The sequence below is a fragment of the Larkinella harenae genome (genome assembly GCF_054780515.1).
This window is the reverse complement of the sequence record NZ_BAAGWE010000010.1, coordinates 102,322-121,850: the sequence shown is the minus strand read 5'-3', so window position 1 is coordinate 121,850 and position 19,529 is coordinate 102,322. Positions and strand designations below refer to the sequence as shown.

At 47.7% G+C, this 19,529-nt stretch carries 12 protein-coding genes; 4 read left to right on the top strand and 8 right to left on the bottom strand.

Annotation, left to right across the window (positions count from 1 at the left end; translation table 11 throughout):
- Positions 1 to 7: 7 nt before the first annotated feature.
- Complete coding sequence (locus ACYVH9_RS27990) at positions 8 to 1,024, bottom strand: FecR domain-containing protein (RefSeq protein ID WP_460639745.1); 1,017 nt, start codon at positions 1,022 to 1,024, stop codon at positions 8 to 10.
- Positions 1,025 to 1,084: 60 nt separating this feature from the next.
- On the bottom strand, positions 1,085 to 1,660 hold the full coding sequence (locus ACYVH9_RS27985) for an RNA polymerase sigma-70 factor (protein WP_460639744.1): 576 nt from the start codon (positions 1,658 to 1,660) through the stop codon (positions 1,085 to 1,087).
- Positions 1,661 to 2,156: 496 nt separating this feature from the next.
- Between ACYVH9_RS27985 and ACYVH9_RS27980 the strand changes: the two genes are divergently transcribed.
- The 3 genes from ACYVH9_RS27980 to ACYVH9_RS27970 all read left to right on the top strand — a co-directional run bounded on the left by ACYVH9_RS27980 (position 2,157) and on the right by ACYVH9_RS27970 (position 8,198).
- A complete protein-coding gene (locus ACYVH9_RS27980) occupies positions 2,157 to 2,804 on the top strand; it encodes a hypothetical protein (RefSeq protein WP_460639743.1) in 648 nt (215 codons plus the stop codon).
- Positions 2,805 to 3,036: 232 nt separating this feature from the next.
- Entirely contained in the window at positions 3,037 to 6,567 is a 3,531-nt protein-coding gene (locus tag ACYVH9_RS27975; RefSeq protein ID WP_460639742.1) for a SusC/RagA family TonB-linked outer membrane protein, read from the top strand.
- 11 nt (positions 6,568 to 6,578) lie between these two features.
- Positions 6,579 to 8,198: a RagB/SusD family nutrient uptake outer membrane protein gene (locus ACYVH9_RS27970; protein WP_460639741.1), complete on the top strand. Its 1,620-nt coding sequence runs from the start codon at positions 6,579 to 6,581 to the stop codon at positions 8,196 to 8,198.
- Between the two features lie 493 nt (positions 8,199 to 8,691).
- On the opposite strand, the gene ACYVH9_RS27965 is transcribed toward ACYVH9_RS27970, so the two are convergent.
- Positions 8,692 to 10,248 (bottom strand): S41 family peptidase, encoded by a 1,557-nt coding sequence (locus tag ACYVH9_RS27965; RefSeq protein WP_460639740.1) that lies wholly within the window; start codon positions 10,246 to 10,248, stop codon positions 8,692 to 8,694.
- A gap of 96 nt (positions 10,249 to 10,344) precedes the next feature.
- Positions 10,345 to 10,842, bottom strand: coding sequence for a hypothetical protein (locus ACYVH9_RS27960; protein WP_460639739.1), 498 nt, complete (start codon positions 10,840 to 10,842; stop codon positions 10,345 to 10,347).
- 1,084 nt (positions 10,843 to 11,926) lie between these two features.
- On the opposite strand from ACYVH9_RS27960, the gene ACYVH9_RS27955 reads away from it, so the two are divergent.
- Complete coding sequence (locus ACYVH9_RS27955) at positions 11,927 to 13,030, top strand: WD40/YVTN/BNR-like repeat-containing protein (protein ID WP_460639738.1); 1,104 nt, start codon at positions 11,927 to 11,929, stop codon at positions 13,028 to 13,030.
- A gap of 448 nt (positions 13,031 to 13,478) precedes the next feature.
- Here ACYVH9_RS27955 and ACYVH9_RS27950 read toward each other — a convergent pair whose 3' ends face one another.
- The 4 genes from ACYVH9_RS27950 to ACYVH9_RS27935 form a co-directional block, all read right to left on the bottom strand.
- Positions 13,479 to 14,480, bottom strand: a complete 1,002-nt coding sequence (locus tag ACYVH9_RS27950; RefSeq protein ID WP_460639737.1) for an alpha/beta hydrolase family protein — start codon at positions 14,478 to 14,480, stop codon at positions 13,479 to 13,481.
- 844 nt (positions 14,481 to 15,324) lie between these two features.
- A complete protein-coding gene (locus tag ACYVH9_RS27945; protein WP_460639736.1) occupies positions 15,325 to 16,695 on the bottom strand; it encodes an FAD-dependent oxidoreductase in 1,371 nt (456 codons plus the stop codon).
- A 13-nt stretch (positions 16,696 to 16,708) separates the two neighbouring features.
- Positions 16,709 to 17,950 (bottom strand): Gfo/Idh/MocA family oxidoreductase, encoded by a 1,242-nt coding sequence (locus ACYVH9_RS27940; protein ID WP_460639735.1) that lies wholly within the window; start codon positions 17,948 to 17,950, stop codon positions 16,709 to 16,711.
- 112 nt (positions 17,951 to 18,062) lie between these two features.
- The gene (locus tag ACYVH9_RS27935) at positions 18,063 to 19,517 is read right to left on the bottom strand and encodes a SusD/RagB family nutrient-binding outer membrane lipoprotein (protein WP_460639734.1); all 1,455 of its coding nucleotides are present in this window, start codon (positions 19,515 to 19,517) and stop codon (positions 18,063 to 18,065) included.
- Between the last annotated feature and the right edge of the window lie 12 nt (positions 19,518 to 19,529).

Genomic DNA, 19,529 nt, shown 5'->3' with positions numbered 1-19,529 from the left:
GAGCTAATTACAGGCAGCCCTTTCCGGAGAGGATAATACGGCCCTGGTGGCGTTGAATCTGCACGGGCAGCACCAGTTGAATTTCGGCAAGAACCTCATCAAGACTTTGCTGGCGGAACGTCGTTGTTAACCGGCAGTTTTCTAAAGCCGTACCAGCCAGCTCTAGTTTCGGGCCATAGTAGCGATTCAAGTCCTGAACAACCTCGGCAATGGGTGTATTCTGAAAGGTTAAAACCTTCGTCTTCCAGGCAAGAAAATTTACATCCGTATTCGCCGATTCGGCAAACGCATTCTTTCGGAAGACGCCCCGCTCACCCGGGGTGAGCACGAGTGACTCTTGTAGGTCTCCCGGTTTAGATAGGGCAACTTTGCCGGTAAGCACGGTGACCTGTACGGAATCTTCTCTCGGAGCATTGACAGAAAAGGAGGTGCCAACCACCCGGGTCAGGACGGCACCGGACGTAATCAAAAACGGTTTAGCGGGGTTTTTAGTAACCTCGAAAAAGGCTTCACCCCTTAGGGTAACGCTCCTGGTTTGACCCGCAAATTGGTTGGGATACGTTAGGCTGGCCTGCTTATTCAAATACACCCTGGTGCCATCGGATAACGTGAGTTGCAGCGGTTGTACCGTTGCTGTAATTACTAAGGGATCAGGCAGTTGAATAACCATCTGTTGGCGATACAGACCGATCAACACGCCCAAAACCAGAACCGATGCGGCAGCTACTTTTAACCAGACATGGACGCCCCAACGAGATGGATAGCGTGGTTGGTGGTCGGCCATCTGACTGCCAGCATTGATCCGGGCTTTAACCTGGTGCCAGTCGTTGTGGGCATCAATATGGGCAAAATCGGTCGCCGATTCACTGTGTTGCCACAACGTCCTCATTTGGTCCAGATACTGCCGATGGCTGGGATCCGCAGCAGTCCAGGTTTCTAGCTGCTGACGTTCTTTTGGGCTCGCTTCTCCGGCCAGGAAGCGAATGATTAGTTGATCGATATGGGGGGGAATTGAAGGAGGCATACCCATTGTTTAGGAGTAAGACAATTCAAACCGTCTCCACACGTATTCACTTCCGCTTTTTTATAAAAAATCAGCTGGGGCCAGCAGAAGTAGTACCGGTAGGTAATCTGCAAGGGATTCCCTTAGGAGGGTCAGGGCTTTGCTGATCTGCGTTTCAACGGTCCGAACGGACAAACCTAATTCTTGGGCAATCTGGTTATTTTTCTTCCCTTCAAAGCGATTCATCTGAAAGATTCGTCCGCACTGCGGGGGCAAGCGCTGCACGGCCTGCCAAATCAGCTGCTCGAGTTCCAGTTGCAAAATCGGTTCGGTATGATCGGCAGGTGGACTTAGCTGAAGGAGATGTTGCTGGTGGCTTTGGTAAGTATGGGCTTGCTTAATTTGATTCAGGCAAGCGTTTTGAACCGCCTTGTATAAATACGCTTTCAGGGAAGTGACTAGCAGGATGCTTTCTCGTTGTTCGTAGAGTCGAACAAAAACACCCTGAACAACGTCTTTGGCCTGGTCCGAGTCGTCCAGTAGGCGCTGGGCATAAACGCACAACACCGGATAATACTGGTAAAACAGGTCTGCAAAAGCAGCCTCTTCCCCGGATTTAATCCGTTTCCATAAGGCAATGTCTGGTGGATCTGTCAAGGCTGGAATGAATGGCGTACTGACCTACTTTGTAGTAAGTAACGGTAAAGCGTGATGGATTTGTATCAAAAATCCGACAATAAGGAATTCGCCTGCGTGAAATCGGTTGAGCAATTGAGACACACACGGTCCATGAAAACGCTTTTAGAGACTAAGGTATTCTTTGATAACCAGGTGGTTACCGTCAGGCGGATTAGTACCAACGAGCTATACGGCTTGAAGTAATTGGTCGCTCCCCCATCAACGTCAAAGGCTGATGCCTTCGTCAAGTCATAGGTACCTGCTCGTTGCCGCATCCCGCTCTGGCGGCTGAACGGTTTTATGCTGGCAGCCAGCTAATAAATTAGCCCAAAAAAGGACAAAGGTGAACGGTTTCATCAAGCCCGAAATTATCTCCGGAAAGATCATTATTTTCTCCAATAATTCCCGTAATCTTAGTCAATCATTCATAGTTAACTAATTCTTACCTCATCTCTGACCTATCTGTTGAAGACACATGAATAACGAATCTATTTTTACGCAGTTTCAAGAACTTTATAAAAACAATAATTTACCTGACTGCGACCACCAGTTTGTCAAAGACGGTATTATCGACCCCGTCCTTTACGAAAATCAGCCTATTAAAATTCTCTTCATTGCTAAAGAACACAATTATCAAAAGGGTCACGACTATGTAAACAACCATGCAGACTACCGGAAGTGGATGCAATCCGTTATGCTTTTCCAGTTCGCTCATCGATTGGGAGAATGGGCCTATGGAATTCAAAACGACTTTCCGGATTGCATTGATCAGGTCAGTAATGAAGATAAACACAGGGCTTTAAAATCGGTCGCCTTTATTAATGTTAAAAAAGCCAGTGGAACGGCGATCGCTAACTGGAGGCACATTCACCAATACATCACGGAAAGCCGCTCCTTGTTACACCAACAAATCAACCAGATCAATCCTACCCTGATCATCGGCTGCTTCCGATATAAAAGCTATCTGGAAAGTCTGTTGGGAATGCCGTTAAAGGAATCAGCATCCAAATCCTACAGCATTGGCCACTGGAACGGTATCGATGTCATTAACTTCTGGCACCCCTCTTCCCGCAAAAGCAAACGGTTTCTGTATGACCAGCTGAAAGAAGCAGTAGCCGCGTGACGCAATCATCCGGTAAGAGACGGTATTGAACCGCACAAACCGTAATCCAAACCATTCAAAAGCTGCTCAGAAACCGGGCTTTATCTGGATATTTTCAGTGAAGTGTGTCATTTTTGGATACCTTAGGTAGGGAGAAATTTCTCCCCTTCTGCTTTTACAACATGTAAATACCATTTTTCTTAAACCAAATTATTTTGCAAGTTTAGTATTCACCCTTAATCTTAATTTGAGTATGCTTAAAATCATTACGATTAAAAGAAAAGGATCCTTATTCCTTCTGTGCAACCTGCTTTTTAGCCTAGGCCTTTATGCACAGGTGCAGGTTTCCGGAAAGGTAACCGATGCCTCAGGGGCCACGTTGCCCGGGGTGAGTGTGATCGTTAAAGAGACAACGATCGGCACTGTCACCAATTCCGATGGAATTTTTACCATCCCAAATGTGCCTAGTACAAATTCCACCCTGGTTTTTTCCTTTATCGGATATACCACCCAGGAAACCGTTGTGGGCAACCGGAAAGTGATTGACATTAATCTGGCCGCGGCCGACAATCAGCTTAGCGAAGTAGTCGTGATCGGGTACGGTACCGCTAAGCGAAGCACGCTTACAGGTGCGGTATCACAGGTTGATTCTAAAATCATTTCTGTGCAGGCAAACTCCACGGTTACCAGAGCCCTTGAAGGTACGGTTCCCGGGATTCAGGTCTCTGCCGTTGATGGGCAGCCCGGTCTGGACATGGGTATTCGTTTACGCGGAGCGGGCTCTACCAGCCAGAACAGCTCCAATGCCCTGATCGTGATCGACGGCGTACCCACTGAATATCCCAATGCCCTGTCTTCCATCAATCCGAAGGATATTGAAAGCATCAGCGTATTGAAAGATGCCGCTTCCACTGCCGTTTACGGTTCGCGTGGAGCAAATGGGGTTTTGCTGGTGACTACTAAAAGAGGCACAAAAGGCAAACCGAATATTTCGGTACAAACTCGGGCTGGATTCAATTATCTGGGTGGATTGCGGTTTGATCTCATTGATGATGCCAAAGACATTTATGAACATGCCTGGCTGGCCATCTACAACTCCGCACGCTACGGTGTGAACGGCGGATCATCGACCGACGGCAAATTCACGACGAATGTCGCCAATCCAAACATGTCTCATCAAGAGGCCGGTTTGTTTGCCAGTTCCCATTTATTCGATTACACAGGATCAAGGACAAACTTTGCCATGAACCTACTGGGCAACTACATGGCCTATGACGTGCCGGGCGCGGTGTATACCACCACCGGTAGCGGAGCCAATGCCAGCGCGACCATGTCGGGTGCGTACCTGATTGACCCGACTACGGGCAAGTTGAATCCGAATGCAAGACCACTTTGGCCAGCCGGATCGTACAAGGATTACTTTTTCGAAAAAATGTTCCGTCAGGAGCATACAATATCGGCAAGTGGTGGCTCCGATAAAATGGATTACTTCGTTTCTGTGGGCCTGCTGGAAGATCCTTCTTATATCAGAGGGTCGACATTCAAGCGTTACAACGCCCGTACAAATGTTAATGCGCAACTCACCAGCTGGCTGAAAGTAGGAACCAATCTGGGTTACAGTATGCGGAATACCCAATCGCCAGCTACCCGTTTTGGACGTAACCCCGGAACCGTGCAGCAAAACGTGTTCCGGTGGGTGAATGGGCAGAATCAACTCATACCGTTGTTCGCCAGAGACCTTCAGGGAAATATCCGTAAAAATCCGAACGGCACCGACATGGTCTCTGATAATGCGAATGATACCTATTCTCCTCTTGGCGTTCAGCCCGGTACGTTCCCGAACGGAACCACCAGCCAACCGCTTTATGCGACCAACCTGATCGACCTGTTGGATAAAGACATCGATCGTAGGGAATCGCACGACTTGAACCTTAAAGGGTATTTCACGGTGAATTTCCTCAAGAATTTCAGCTTTACAAACAACATTTCGTATGACCGCTTTACGGAAGAGCGGACGCGTTACGGTACGCCTGAGACGGGAGCTGTAGTAGGTATCGGTGCGATTGGAAAGTATTATACGAACACCGGCGTTTTCAACACGCAACAGCTGCTTAACTGGGGTCAAGAATTTGGTCGCCACTCCGTTACGGCACTGGCTGCCCATGAATTCTACCAATTTAAAAGTGACCTGGTGAACTTTGCTTCCGCCTATTCTCTGATCAATGGGTTTACGGGCGCAGGTAACTTCACCAGCCGGTACAATACAGCGGGCGCACCGTTCGGTGTTCCGGGTTATGGTGGAGACATCACGGCCATGGATAGCTATTTTGGCCGGGCGGTGTACAACTATGACGACAAGTATTTTTTGGAAGGCTCGCTGCGCAGAGACGGTTCGTCTAAATTCCGATTCAACGAGAATCGCTGGGGCACGTTCTGGTCCGTTGGTGGTGGATGGCGTATTTCTCAGGAAAAATTCATGCAGGGAACCAACAACATCATTAACGATTTGAAAATACGGGCCAGCTATGGAGTGATCGGTAACCAGAGCGGTATCAGCAACTATTCGGGGTACCAGACCTGGAGCTACGGGGCGGTTTACACCAACTCAACGGCTGGAACCGGTGTTCCTGCCACGTACACACTTCAGCAAGGGGCTGCCGTCAATGATAAATTAACCTGGGAAAACACGCACACCTTTGATGCCGGTATCGATTTCACCCTTTTAAACAGGAGATTAAATGGAACCATCGATGTATACAACAAGAAGACGGTAAACTCCGTGTTTGCACAGCCTCTTGCCACTTCCATGGGACAAGCTTCACTCACCCTGAACAACGCTGAAATTGTCAACCGCGGTGTGGAAGTTGCCCTGGACATCAAACTCATCCAAAGCAAAAATTTCAACTGGAGCATCGGATTGAACGGTACCCACTACCGCACCATTCTGACTAAATTTCCCAAGAGTGTCGGTTCGCCAGCCCTGGGCGGAAACTTCACAGGCTCCATCGATGGATGGGGAATTGCCAATGGCGGTGCGAACAACTCCGGCCAGATCATGTACCTGCGTGGTGAAAATAAGGATTATTACAACCTTTATCTCTACAAGTATGCAGGAGTGGATCAGAGCACCGGTTTGCCCCTGTTCCATCACACCGTTACGCAGGCAGACCAGGACGCAGGACGCTTTCGGGAAAGCAGAGTGGGCGACATTGTTAGCACTACTAATTACACGCTGGCCAACCGGTATGAAATGGGGAGTGCAATTCCCAAAATTATTGGTGGCTTTACCACAAGCCTTCAATTTAAAGGGTTCGACTTCACCGCTATCCTGGCCTACCAATTGGGAGGAAAATTCCTGAGTGTGGAATATGCCAACCACCTGTACCGATCAGGGAACATAGGGAACGCCTTATCGAAAGAAGTATTGGGAAATACCTGGACACCTGAGAACAGAGACGCTAAATTCCCGATGACATTTTATGGGGATACGTTCTACACGGGCGGCTCAACATTTGGGCCATGGCAGTACACCGATCAGGCTTTATTCAGCGCTTCTTATCTGAATATCAAAAACCTCACCTTGGGTTATACGCTTAGTGGCCCCCTTCTGGACAAGTTGAAAACAAAAAGTGTACGGGTCTATGCATCCGGCGACAACCTGACCATGTTGACGGCTCACTCAGGTATCGATCCGCGCATGTCGCTGGTAGGTGGAATGGAGGTAGGGGCAGCCGTGTATCTGCCGATGAGTACCTTTTCGGTAGGTATTAATTTTAACTTTTAATTAGTCGAAAGATGCGTATTTTAAATAACTATATAACGGGTTTGGCAGTTTCGGGTATGCTGCTATTTTCTGGATGTGCCAACAAGCTGGAAGTGGAGCCACCACACAGCATTACCGACAAGCAAATAGCCGAACTTCTGGCCTCGGGTGACGAGGCCAAGATCCGGATCGTCATGGGTGGAATGGCCAACGCCATGCCCCTGCTTTTCAACAACGTGGGTGCCACAGGTGCGGGTGTTGCGGACATGTATTATTCCAATCAGGGACTGGATGTCAATCGCTCCATTGAAGGAAATGATATCGTTCTGGGCGATCAGGAAGGGCTGAACGTACTCTCCGGTTCAATCGAATACCAGCTCGGTGACTTCATTGGAGCGGCCAACGCAAAGAATTTTGCTTACTGGAAGTTTGGCTGGTTTTGTGTTACGACGGCTAACCAGATGCTCAATTACCTTCCGGATGAAACCATAGCCAACAACAACTTTCTGAAGGAGTGCAAAGCCCGAGGATTGTTTGCCAGAGCCTATGGGTACAGCTACCTAATGGAAAATTATCAGAACGCCTTCCTGCAGGGCGGAAAGGACAAACTTGGCCTTCCGTTGTATGACCGGTTTCAACCCACTCAGCAAAACAAGCCTCGTTCATCGGCTGTTGAAACGTATGCCTTTATCAAAAACGACCTGAACCGTTCCATTGCCTTGTTCAAAGAGGCTGGGATTGGCTATACGGCTGATATCACGGACATCGATCTGGCTGTGGCCAATTTCCTGCTGGCCCGTGTATCGATATGGACTGGGGACTGGGCCACTGCGATCAGTGCGTGCAATGAGATTCTGGCAAAGTATCCAACGCTTCTGAGCCAGGCCCAGTACGGAGGTAAGAACATAGGTACCGCAGCAGCTCCCGAAATTAGGCCGGAAACCAATGGCTTTCTCAATAATGCGCAAAATCCGGAGGTCATTTTAGGTTTCCCGCTTGGTGCTGCAAACCCTTACTTTCTCGCCTACATGAATCCCTTCGGTCGAGGAAACGGAGGGCTGGAAAGAGCCTACAAGCGGATTGATAACCGGCTGTATGAAAAAATAGCCCCCAGTGATTTCCGTAAAGATGCATTTTCGCTGGAACCAATTGGCAACTACACTTATCCGCCAAACAACACGGTTGCCTTTATCCCTTCTTACACGAACCTAAAGTTCGCAGCTACCCACGGATTGAACAGCAACAACAAAATTGATGTGGGCGCTTCAACGACGTATTACATGCGTTCTTCGGAAGTACTGCTTATGAAAGCGGAAGCGGAAGCGATGTCGCCAGCTACAGAAGCAGCTGCCAAAGCAACGCTCGACAAGTTGTTGGCGGCCCGTACCAAAGCAGGAATGACCCCGCTAACTACGGCTACTTATCCTGCGATGCAGGGGCTCACCACGTTACAAATGGTGCAGCTACAAACCCGCATCGAACTATGGGGTGAAGGCGGCCGCGAGTTCTACAACAACAAGCGCTGGAATATTCCTGTGGACAGAGCCAGCTCTGCTAACCATGTTACCAAGTCTAGCTTACCGGTAGCCAATATGACCCTTCAGATTCCCGAAGATGAAATTTTGTACAACCCATTGGCTGTGCAGAATTAATCAATTTTTGAAGTTAAACAAAAGAGGTGCTCCGCAATGGGCACCTCTTTTTTTGGGGGCTAAGCTCAAACTAACACTAATGATCCAAGATTTTATCCCAAATACAGTAATTACCGACTCTCGGGTGGTGATGGGCATAACTGCTGTCCGGCTGCTATCGGTCAAATTACTGAATACAACTTTCAAATGGTTCCTAAACAGTAAAATGCATCTCTATGAACAATTTTCTATGCGTTCAAAAAACTTGGGCGATCCATGATTTGAATGCAGTCAGAATGTATTAACAATACGATGAGCCACCGTACATAACTTTAAATCTGGTTTTGTACCGCAGCGACGGATCTCAGTCAATTGAAAAGCTAACTCGTCTCACGTTGAGAAGGAATTTGTGAGATGAATTCGGCGGCCCACCCCTGTTTGGTTAGGCGATGTACGCTCCTGTGGGAAAGAATTCCTGCCGACACTAAGCCACTCTACGCCGGCCAGACTATACTTACCGATGCGGTTGTCCACTCAAATAGTTGTAGCTCAGGGAGCAATGTTCAACTACCTGGCCAGTAGTATCTACTACCACTAAAATGGTTTCTCCTCGCCAAGCTCCCTGGCTTAAATGAAGCTGAACGTACTGCTTATTGTCAATCGTAATGTGATGAGCTACGGTCAATCGGCGCGCATTACGCTTGGCAAAAGGCCACTGCATTCTAGACCGTATTGGTCCCGGTACCTTTACGTAGAATCGATTCGCTACGTTTTGCTGATAGAACCCAGAATCCGCCTGCTGCTCGGCTTGCATTCGTTTTTCTACACCATTCGTCCAATAAGCCGATTTTAACGAATAGCACTTAACTGCGAATGGCGCTAGCAACGTGGCGTCCTCTTCCACTAAACCGGTCGAATAAGCGGTTATATCGCCGTAGGTCTTAGTAGTCAGTAAGCTGTCGGCGTAGAAGTCCAAGGCAATTTGTTCGTAGCAGATAGTTTGTTGAGCCAGCTCTACCTGATGCCCATTCAGAAAATCGACGGCCTGATCTAAAACGGGGTCATGCCCCTGCAACATAGTGTCTCGATAATGTAAGCCTACTACATCAACCGGAACACCTTTGCCCTCATAACTGACCCGCTTACTGCTAACGATTTGCCCATCCGACAAGGAAACCTCCCAACCATTCGGTAATATCTTGCCTAACATAGGTGAGAAAATGCCGTTTGTTGGCTCCCCCATCAGTCGTATATAGGGAAACTCTTTCAGGTACATTGCACAATGGTCGGCGGCACTAATTGTAGCGCCACTGGTCAACAGAACGGTTGGTTTGATGAGTTGTCTGGGTCCTTGGGGGGATACCTGATAGGCTTCCCAGGGCGTATACTCAAATTTTGGTTTACTCACGCGGGCACGGCCATAGCCAACGAGTCGTTTCACTTGGGTTAGCCGTCCGACTAAAGCACCTAAAAAGTCGGGTGAACCACCCCCATTGATACGAATATCAATGATAAGTCCCTTTACATCAGCGAATTCAACAACCATCTCATCCAACTGTTTGGCAAAATCCGCCAAAGGCATTCCTCCGAAGCCGTTTAGTTGCAGATAGCCAAATTCTTTTGACCGACAGTAGCCGCCAATCTGGTAGAGCTCACTCCTAAACTTCACAAAGGGCCCAAACCCTAGTGCCTGTAATGTGGTAAGGGAGACTTGGTGGAATTGGTTCTGTAATTCTTTGGTGGGAAATTCTTGATAAAAGCGGGAGTATTTGGCACTCGCGGGTAGGTCGCCAGTTGGTGAAATAACCACATGGCCATCTTTCAGGGGAGCCACCATTTGGTTGAAGATGGCGAGCAATTGTTCATTTGTGGTATGGGCATTGACTTGGGGCCTGAACTGTTCGTACTGTTTTTTCCAGTTGATTCCTCTGGTTTCGAAATGGGCGTAATACTGATTAAATAATCGCCAAAATGCCTCGAAGTTTCGTTCCGGATCATGTTTTGGAAGAGGGTTTGCCAACACGACGTATGAGCAAAGGAGTGAGACTAACAAGTATGCATACTTTTTCATTTCGTCGTTTTTTCGTTAGAAAGACCTACGTTTCATAGACGTTCAATGCCTTGTTTTCTAAACCGTAAGATAAGATCCAAACCATACTCATCATCTTTATTTATCGGAATAGACTACTGGGCTGCATTGCGCAAATGGCTCGTTTGCCGTTAACGAAAATTGATACTCTTGAGCAAAGCGATCCAGCAACGTTGCAAACTCCTGGCGCTTTCGTTCAGAAACCTGATAATTCGGATCTTCTTTATTGGGTAAAAAATGGTAAAGAAAGTAATCAATTTTTCCGTCAGCACTCAAATAAATACGATTAAAGCAACGGGTAGAACGTTCCCATTGAAAATTGTTTTGCTTTAAAAAACGACCTAGATCCTGGAGCAATTTCGTATAGGCACCATACAATTTTTGCTGATCAGTACTAGTTTTGAAAACAGCAAAAGCCGTATCGGCATGGATAGCACTTTTGTAAAGCTTATCCAGTTGCTGATAGGATTTACCCTTCTCCTCTGCTTGCTGAAAAGTAAATGCCTTGGATTGAGCAAACGCGTTGACGATCAGGCCAAGAATGCAAAGAATTGAAATAAGGGTGGATCGTACCATAGCCGAGAATAGTTTAGCTTTACTTTATCCAAAGCTAACTATTTTCCTAGTTGTACACAAATCCACTCTTTCTAAGTATTGCCATCACACCCTTAATCGAAATAAGACAATTGCCTGATGCTACCTGACTTACGTCAATCCCGTAAGCCAGGAAAATCTTGCATTACGACGATTATCCGCGATCACCCCGATGGCTCTTTTTGTAAAGAAACCAGAGTTCAGCAAGGAAGAGAGCGAGAAAAATGAATCGAGAGAAATCCATAATACGAACAGAGCTTGGAGAAAGCTACCGGATAATTACCATAAATGCAAAAAATCAAGCGGTTACGATAGCGATGATTGATGTAAACTAAACATCCATTGATCAACATTGAGAAAAATCAACGCCCTATTTATCATCGTATAGTTTGGTCAGCCAGTACAAATTTTCAAGAAAGCAACCACCATTTGGTAAGTGTCTTTTCTTGCACCCAAAACAGCCCCCGGTGAAAATTCCCGGGGGTGTATGGTAGAAACGTGAATTCGAAGATGGACCAAGAAAACAGCGCTATCTACTCAGCCATCCCCTCTTTAGGATCGGGAATACATTTGTAAATCCCGAATTGTACACGCCATACACGTATCGATAAAACTCGAAACAGCGTAAAATGTTAGCAGCGACATACCGCATCTGTCCACAATAAAAACGCTCCATTTAAAAGCTCATCGTTTTTTAGTCAGTATTGAAATCGCATAAAGGAGCGCTTTTATAAGACCGTTGTATAGGCAACATATTTGTACAATATGCCAGCCTGCTTAAGGGCAAAAAATCCACAGCAGCTTAAATCTAAAGCCCGAAGCGGCAACTTTTACCTTTCGTTAACATTCTTTTACTATCCTCTGACACATCCCAGCACAAAGACTGGTAGGTTTGTTGAACGACGATGGAAGGATGTGGTTTGGATCTATGCACGACGTATATCGTTCTGGTGGAAAGACCATTACACTCTTTTAAAGTAAAGAGAAGTAGAAAAATAAGTGTATTGTCTCACCGGCTACTTTCCGCTTTTACGAATAGATATGGTTTTACTTTAAATTAAAGAAAATGAAAAGATTATTTGTGTTTATTCCGGCCATCCTCTCGGTATTAGTTTTACTCAATTCTTTTGTGCTAAAAGAAAAGGAAGCAAAAAAGAAACCAACAAATGAGGGTAAGTCAGCGGGGGTTGTCAACATCATTTTCAAATCTACTGATGGCGGACAAACCTGGCAGGACATTAGCAAAGGGTTGCCTGAAAAATTGCAGAGAGAAGGTATAAGGAGTGATGGTTTCTTCGCAAATGACCGTGGGATCTATTTACGTGCTGGAAATGGGGTTTATCACAGTGAACCCAATTCCACAACTTCTTTTTGGACAAAAGAGATCATTCCCGGTAATCAACGTAACATTGCTCCTGGCAAGAATGGGATATTTGCCTATGATTTCAAGGGTCATTTTCTACAGAAGATAAACGAAACGGGTGATTGGGCACCCGTTTATAAGAATTTTCAAGAGCAAGCCTTACGCCTAAACAGAACGATAGATTATTATTACGCGAATTACAAAGTAAAATTTGTGCGCACCGTTTTTGAAACGGCTTCAGGCACCGTTTTCATCGTTTCCAGCAACAGCCTATTTAGATCAACGAACCATGGAAAAACCTGGAAACAAGTGTATGTTGGGGGTGGGGCAATGAGATTGGTAGAGTCAAACGGTGTACTTTTGGCTACTGACAGAGAGGGAATACTAAGATCCACCGATGATGGTCAAAACTGGGATCGTGTGCTCAGTGAAGAGGGTATTGGCGTCGCTGTGGAGCGTATTGATGGCGGATTTGCAGCAATCGTAAACAACACAATAACCCAAACAAACAGCCTACACATTTCAATGGATAGTGGAAAAACCTGGCAGGCCATAGATGAAGATCTTCAGCCTTCCTGGAGTAGTTTAGTGATGAAAAAAATAGGCTTATTTCAATCTCCATCGGATATTTCATCTATCAAACAAATGGGTAAATATTTACTATGTAGCCGCTCAGATGGTCTATTCCGGTCATCTGACATGGGCAAGACATGGCAACAACTACCACTTCCCCCTGCAAAAAAGTATGGCTTCAATTTATCAGTTTCGGGCAACGTGATCTATGTCATCCCTAATAAAGGTTGTTGAAAAACTCTAAACTCAGAAATAACGGGAACGCTTTCTCTTCAATCGCCCTGTTAAGAAGCTCTGTTATTTTACCTCTTGCCAAGCTAAGTATCGGTAAACTAGTCGCTCGGCTTAGGTGAAACAATTGAGCAATTGTAAGTATTCCTAAAATTCGGACAGTTTAGAATTAAAGAAAATACTAGTTTTAAACTACTTCTCATAAAAAATACGGCAGCGGCCAACCATCGCGATTCACCGAATCCCAAATTGTTGAGGTCCTCAATCGGACTACCGAAGCGGCAGCATTTTCATTTCGTTAACCGCAACTTGCATCATGAGTTTATTATGGGTAGCACTCCCTTTTCGCCGGAATCGTTGTGATTTCTGGTCCTTTGAAATTCAAATCCATGCCGGTCCCTTTGGCTCACCCAAAACAACGATGTCCTATATGAGTAGTGAGCTGGCTCTCTTACAGCTGGGCTAAAAATTGTTCAATCCGGCTTATCAGTTCAGGGTTGTTGATGGCGATATCGGAATGGGTTTTGGGATAGGTATACAGGGAAAAAGTTGACGACTTGCCTAAGGCGATCATTTTCTGCTCCAGTTCAGTGCCTTGAGCGATCGGTACATTCCAATCATTCAGCCCCATATGGAGTTGCGTTAAAGGCAGTTGATCGGCGAAATACAGCGGGGACGAAGCTATTAATTTAGTCCTGGCCTCTTGCAGGGAAGCGGGCGTATGTGGTATAGCCTTCAAAAATTGACACTGATAGGTCGGGTCGTTTTCATGTTGAGCCGTTAGTCCCACGAAATCAGTGGGACTGACCACCCCAACCACTCGTTTGATCCGTTTGTCGCGGATACCCGCTAAGAGGGCCACTGTACCCCCTCGACTGCCTCCTCTGACGGAGGTTCGACTGACGTCGGCCTGGCTTTCGATTTGTTGAATCAGATTTAGAAAGGCGAGGGTATCATCCGTAGCACCATCAAATGCGTCACAATGATCCCCTTCCGATACGGGGGAAGTATACCTGGTACCGTTAACGGTGATAGCCAGCGATTGACCGCGTAAGGCAGGAATAGCCAGAATAAAAGGGGAATTGATTAGGGAGCTATCGACTGTCAGGGTGACAGAATTCTCCGTAATGCCTAACCCGAAGCCGCCGATCAACATCCGGACGGGTAGTGGACTATTGGTTTTCGGGATCAGTAAAGCCCCGTATTGCTTTATCCCGGCAACCGTATAGGCAACAATTTTGAGCCTGAATTTTCCGTTGAGCAGTTGGCTTTCCTGCACAAGCTGATGTTCCATAGGCTTTAAGTCTCTTTTTTGCCAATCAGTATAAATACGCGTGATTTCTGATTGGGAAGGAGTGGCAAACAAAACATCTTTGTCGGATTCCGGCAGCAGCTCTTTTTTAGAACATGAAAAAGGGAGGGCGATCAAGCAGAAAAACAGGAATCGTTTCACCGGAAGGAAGGCTGGTTTTATCAGCAAAGGTGAATGGATTCCAAACAGAGTCCAAGTTAAAAGTTGTTAAATGAGACGAAACGGCTTCCCGTTCTACTATTATTTCAATTTCTCATCTAATTTGTTGAGCGCACCAACCTTTAAAAAGATGGGTTGGTAAGAAATTGTTTATGTGAGCGTCGTATTAAACTAAATGTCAACCTCAAAGCAGATGCAGGTAAATACCGAAGGAGGCTTAAAGTGGAGCGGGCCCTGCAACTGATGAATTCGTCCCATAAATCGCTGACTGAAATTGCGTATGCAACCGGCTACTCGCCAAAACGGTTCTCGTTCCGAATGGCACGCTAATTCTGTCCAATTTTCTTCGAGCAAGGCCGCCAACGTTTGGCTATTCTTGGTAGCCAACAGGAGTTGGATCAAGCCAGCCGTCTCCACTTCGAATGTAAGTCCGATCCGATACCCATCGCTACGGCGTCCCGGTCCATTTGGCCTTTTTGAGTAAACGTACCACCTGAGAGGGATCGTCACTAACCCCAAAGAGTCGTTTAATACCCTCACTGACACAATATCTTGTCCATATCTGGCCCGGAACGCCGTGATGTTGAGTACTTTTGTTCAGTTCTTCGATCAATTGCCTTATCTGGTAGTCGATTAAGCGGCAAGCGGGTCCAGAAAGCTTATGGCAAGCTAGAGCGGCTTACCATCCTGACGATATTTTTTAACGTTCGACTTACTCCCCTAACATTCAGTAAGGCCAAAGCCTCCGCAAATCTTTACAAGCCCACTCACGGATCAATACTATTTTATTTTGAAACGGTTTGTTGAATCGTTTCAAATCTCTGTTTTAGGCCTTATTCACTTCCTTCCATTGCACTTCATGCGCTAAGCGATTGGTGAGCGATGCTTTTGCCGCTACTTTTCCGGCGGCCTCCCCCATGGCGACGGCGTTACCCGTTACCCGGTAGCTAGCATGCGCAAAAAAATCACCGCTGATGCATCGTCCGGCCATGATCAAGCCGCCTACTTCACTGGCGATCAGCGAGCGCAATGGGATATCATAGGGTTTTACCTGAATGCCTTCGCTGCCATAGCCTTTATCACCCTTTCCATCTACCGAGTGAATATCCACGGCAAACTTTACCCGGCAAACCGCATCGTCAAAACGCGATCCTTTGATGAGGTCATCCCGATTGACCGTATACAATCCCTTAATTCGCCGACCTTCTCGCAAGCCAATTTGCTCCGAAGTAGCCACAATTCGTAAATCACTCCAGATTCCGCCTTTTTTCCGGAGCTTGTCCACCATGTTGTAAACCTCCCACCGCGATTCCATCGTTGCCTGGGTGATATCCTGGGCATCCAACGAATTCATGTTGTACTGATGATTGGCCATCATGGCAAACAGATCATCGCGAATCAAAAACAGGGTCGGCATACCATACGAAGGATCCATGCCAATACTCCGGATCTCCTCGCGAAGATTGATTTTATGCTGAGAGCCTTTCACCCCTGCCTGGCTAATTAACCTGTTGCGCACCATGTCATATTTGGTGATTCCGGTCAGAATGGCCATCATGGAAGCGGGTTGTGCCAGCCCGGTGCTGGGATGCCCCTTCACAAAGCTACAACCGGCCTGGGCTGCCAGATCGCCATTTCCGGTGGTGTCGATGAACGTTTTGGCCCGCCAGGCTTCCCGTCCCGACTGACTTTCGGTGACAATCGTTTCCAGTCTTTTCTTACTGTTGGTGTAAGCCGCCACGACGCGCGTGTGCAATCGGACGTCCACCCCCGCATCCTTGCAAAGCTGATCCAATATCACCTTCATCACTTCGGCGTCATAGTTGGTGGCCGATACCTGCGCACCGGTGCGGTTCAGGGCGTCGAGGATTTCCTGCATTATACCGCCCTTATTCTCATGCTCGATCAGGTTGCTCAGCAAACCCGCCGTCCAGATGCCCCCCAGGCAACCGTGAAACTCAATAAGCCTCGTTTTCGCTCCGTTTCGGGCCGAGGCAATGGCCGCAGCCACGCCGGCCGGTCCTCCACCGCAGACAATTACATCTACGTCTTCCACTACGGTCAGTTTTTTGGCTGGTTCCTGAAAAACGGATATACCTTTTCTATTCGCTTCGTGGCCCCAGGTTAGCCCGCTGGAGGAAGCTACTGGCAGAATTGAACTCACTATGCCAAGGCCCAACAATTCTCTTCTTTTCATGCTATTCAACTGTTTAGTTATACGAATCAGAACATTTTATCATTGATTTTTTTTGAATGGCTTCATTGGCCAAGTCGACCGAAACCGCCGACACGTGTCCGGTTTCTGCGTTGGCGAACGGTTTTTTCCCTTCGCGGATACACAACGCAAAATGCGCCAATGCTCCTTCGGTAGGTAGCACATCGTCTTTGGCTGGGTTTTTCACCCGGATAGGCACGCCTTCGTTGTTATCCCAGGCCAGTTTGGTAGCACTAGATACCCCGTCGACCGCTTTTTCCGTCTCCGTGTTCTCCGCATAGATTTTCGCCCGATGCCCATTTTCACCCATCACCTCCACTGATCCTTTATCACCCATAATTCGGATGGAATAGCCCTGCCACGCATTCGTCGTCAGTGACGTAAAACTCGCTTTTACCCCTTTGGCATATTGCACCAGTAAATGAACATTGTCGTAGGTGTCGCGTCCGTCCTTCCAATAATCGATGCCCCCCAAGCCAGTAATCTGATCCGGTTTGTCGTCGAGCAGCCAGTTGAGGATGTCCATCTGGTGCGAGCAAAGCTCCGCCACCAGCCCTCCCGAGTATTTCTGATACATGCGCCAATTGACTAAATGTTCGAGGTCAGGATAATCGGCATTGCCCCGAAATGCTACACTATTCGGCAAAGGTCTTCGCCAATCACCATGCCGGTTCCAGGTGCATTCCACCCGCTCGATTCGGCCACAATACGCTTTATCCAGCAAGAATTTGATCTCGGCATAGACCGGGTTGAACCGATGCTGATAACCCACCTGGAAGACGGACCGTGAGCTAGACACCAGCTGTCGCAAAGCCAGCGAATCAGTTCGGTTATGCGTCATGGTTTTCTCACAGTACACGTGTTTCCCGGCGTGCAAGGCGGTTTTGGCCATTTCAAAATGGAGAAAGAGGGGTGTAGCGATGATTACCGCCTGAACCTGCTTATCCTCCAACATTCGGCGGTAGTCGCCATAAACGGCGACTCTTTTCTCGATTTCCTTCTGACAAGCTTCGCTATTGGCTTCCAGGAGATCACAACAGGCGACGACATCGAATGCGGGCAGCGTCGAAGCAATTTTGGCCAGCCACTTCCCCCGGGCACCGGCTCCGATGAGGCCCACCCGAATCCGATCATCCGCGTTCGGAACGACGACCGGGGGAGTAGTCGGCCACAGTTGTGCTACCAACCCGGCTCCCAGTCCCATTTTTTTGATAAATGATCGCCTGTTCAGTTCCATTGTGATGCTGTTTCATCCATTCGACAACTAGTGACCGGCCGTTTCAATGACCGGTTTTCCAAACCCGATTGACTCTTTGGCTTCGATCAAAACCGTATTTCAGTACCTCTTCTCATTTAGCCCAGAACAATTTGGTGGATGGATCAAAAAGGGTCGTGAGGTTGACGTTCTTGGGCACTTGCGGGTTTCTGGTAATTTCCGAATCCGGATACGGCACCCGGTTGGCTAAGCCGCTGGGATCCGTAATGGTGATGAATAACTCCCGGCGAACATCGCTATAGGCCTCCAGAGGCTGGTCGTAGAACAGATAAATGTACTTCTGCAACAGAATATGTCGGAGCGTCAGTTGCGAGGCCGTCGGCGAGACCTTCGGTAAAGCCAGGTACGCATTGATCTTCTCGGTTGAAAGAGCAGTTGCCGGATTGAAGAGCGATGCCTGTTTCAACGCAGTCTGTACCGCGGTTTGATAAGCGGCATAAGCTGCCGTCCGGTTGTTCAACCGTAACTGGGCTTCCGCTTCAATAAATTTCAGTTCCGCGTAGGTAGCCAGCGGCTGCGGAGAATTCAGGAACTTCAGAACAGCAGGCTTTGAATAAAACCGGCCATCCAGCCGGGGCTCCCCGAAATCGCCATTTGCCAGGCCGTTCGGCGCTGGTTTTATGGCTCCGCTGATTCGTGAAAACCAGATCGCAGCGCGTGGATCATCCTCCACATTCGAACCCGAACTGAACCACGCCAGCGCGTTGTAAATACCGTTGCCCATCGCAAATTCGGGTTGTGCCTGCTGAGCGCCCGAATAGGGATTTTCGTAGTTGCGGTTTTCGGCATACTGCTTAAAGACAAACCCTTCCGTGTCATTGGCAAATGACTTATCGAGAAGACTCAACACGTTGTTGGCTGATCCGGCCGGGTCAGTATTGCTCAATCGGTTGAGTAATCTGATTTTTAAGGCATAGGCAGTTTTTTTCCAGGAGGCCATGTTACCGGCAAAAACCAGGTCGTCGCTGCCCGGTTTAACCAGGGCAGTAGCTCCTTTGTCCAGATTGGCGACCGCTTCATCCAGGATACTTTGCAGGTTTTTATAGACCTCCTGTGCGTTGTCAAACTTCGGCTGGCGAATAACCCCGGCCTGCAGTGCTTCGCTCATCGGAATATCACCGTACAAATCCACCAGATTGGCATATGTATAGGCCATCAGAACGTCCGCGATACCCGCATAACCCCAGGCTTCCGACACCAACGCCTTCTCCTTCAGCAGCTTCATATCGTTCAGGGCTGTGTAAGCCCCCGACCACCCCCCCGAGTTGTAGGAGGTCATCGTATTATAAATTCCTCCCATGCCCAAAACGTTGGTATGGTGTTCGATGTAATAAGAAGTCAATCGATTGGACGAACTCCCTGCCACGGCCTTGACATATCCCATTGTGGCCTGTGGCAAACGTGTATTGAGCGGAGCATCGTTTACCTGGTTTGGGTTGCTGTCGATTTCATTCATGATGCTCTCCGAACAGGAACCCATCGTAGCCAGCAGCATGGCGATTGTGATAACTAGTCTATATAATTTCATGGTGTCCGGTTT

Bases quoted from the DNA above. Each gene is read 5' to 3' on its own strand.
- ACYVH9_RS27975 (WP_460639742.1), top strand. From the start codon at position 3,037: ATGCTTAAAATCATTACGATTAAAAGAAAAGGATCCTTATTCCTTCTG.
- ACYVH9_RS27990 (WP_460639745.1), bottom strand. From the start codon at position 1,024: ATGCCTCCTTCAATTCCCCCCCATATCGATCAACTAATCATTCGCTTC.
- ACYVH9_RS27970 (WP_460639741.1), top strand. From the start codon at position 6,579: ATGCGTATTTTAAATAACTATATAACGGGTTTGGCAGTTTCGGGTATG.
- ACYVH9_RS27980 (WP_460639743.1), top strand. From the start codon at position 2,157: ATGAATAACGAATCTATTTTTACGCAGTTTCAAGAACTTTATAAAAAC.
- ACYVH9_RS27955 (WP_460639738.1), top strand. From the start codon at position 11,927: ATGAAAAGATTATTTGTGTTTATTCCGGCCATCCTCTCGGTATTAGTT.
- ACYVH9_RS27940 (WP_460639735.1), bottom strand. From the start codon at position 17,950: ATGGAACTGAACAGGCGATCATTTATCAAAAAAATGGGACTGGGAGCC.
- ACYVH9_RS27960 (WP_460639739.1), bottom strand. From the start codon at position 10,842: ATGGTACGATCCACCCTTATTTCAATTCTTTGCATTCTTGGCCTGATC.
- ACYVH9_RS27965 (WP_460639740.1), bottom strand. From the start codon at position 10,248: ATGAAAAAGTATGCATACTTGTTAGTCTCACTCCTTTGCTCATACGTC.
- ACYVH9_RS27935 (WP_460639734.1), bottom strand. From the start codon at position 19,517: ATGAAATTATATAGACTAGTTATCACAATCGCCATGCTGCTGGCTACG.
- ACYVH9_RS27945 (WP_460639736.1), bottom strand. From the start codon at position 16,695: ATGAAAAGAAGAGAATTGTTGGGCCTTGGCATAGTGAGTTCAATTCTG.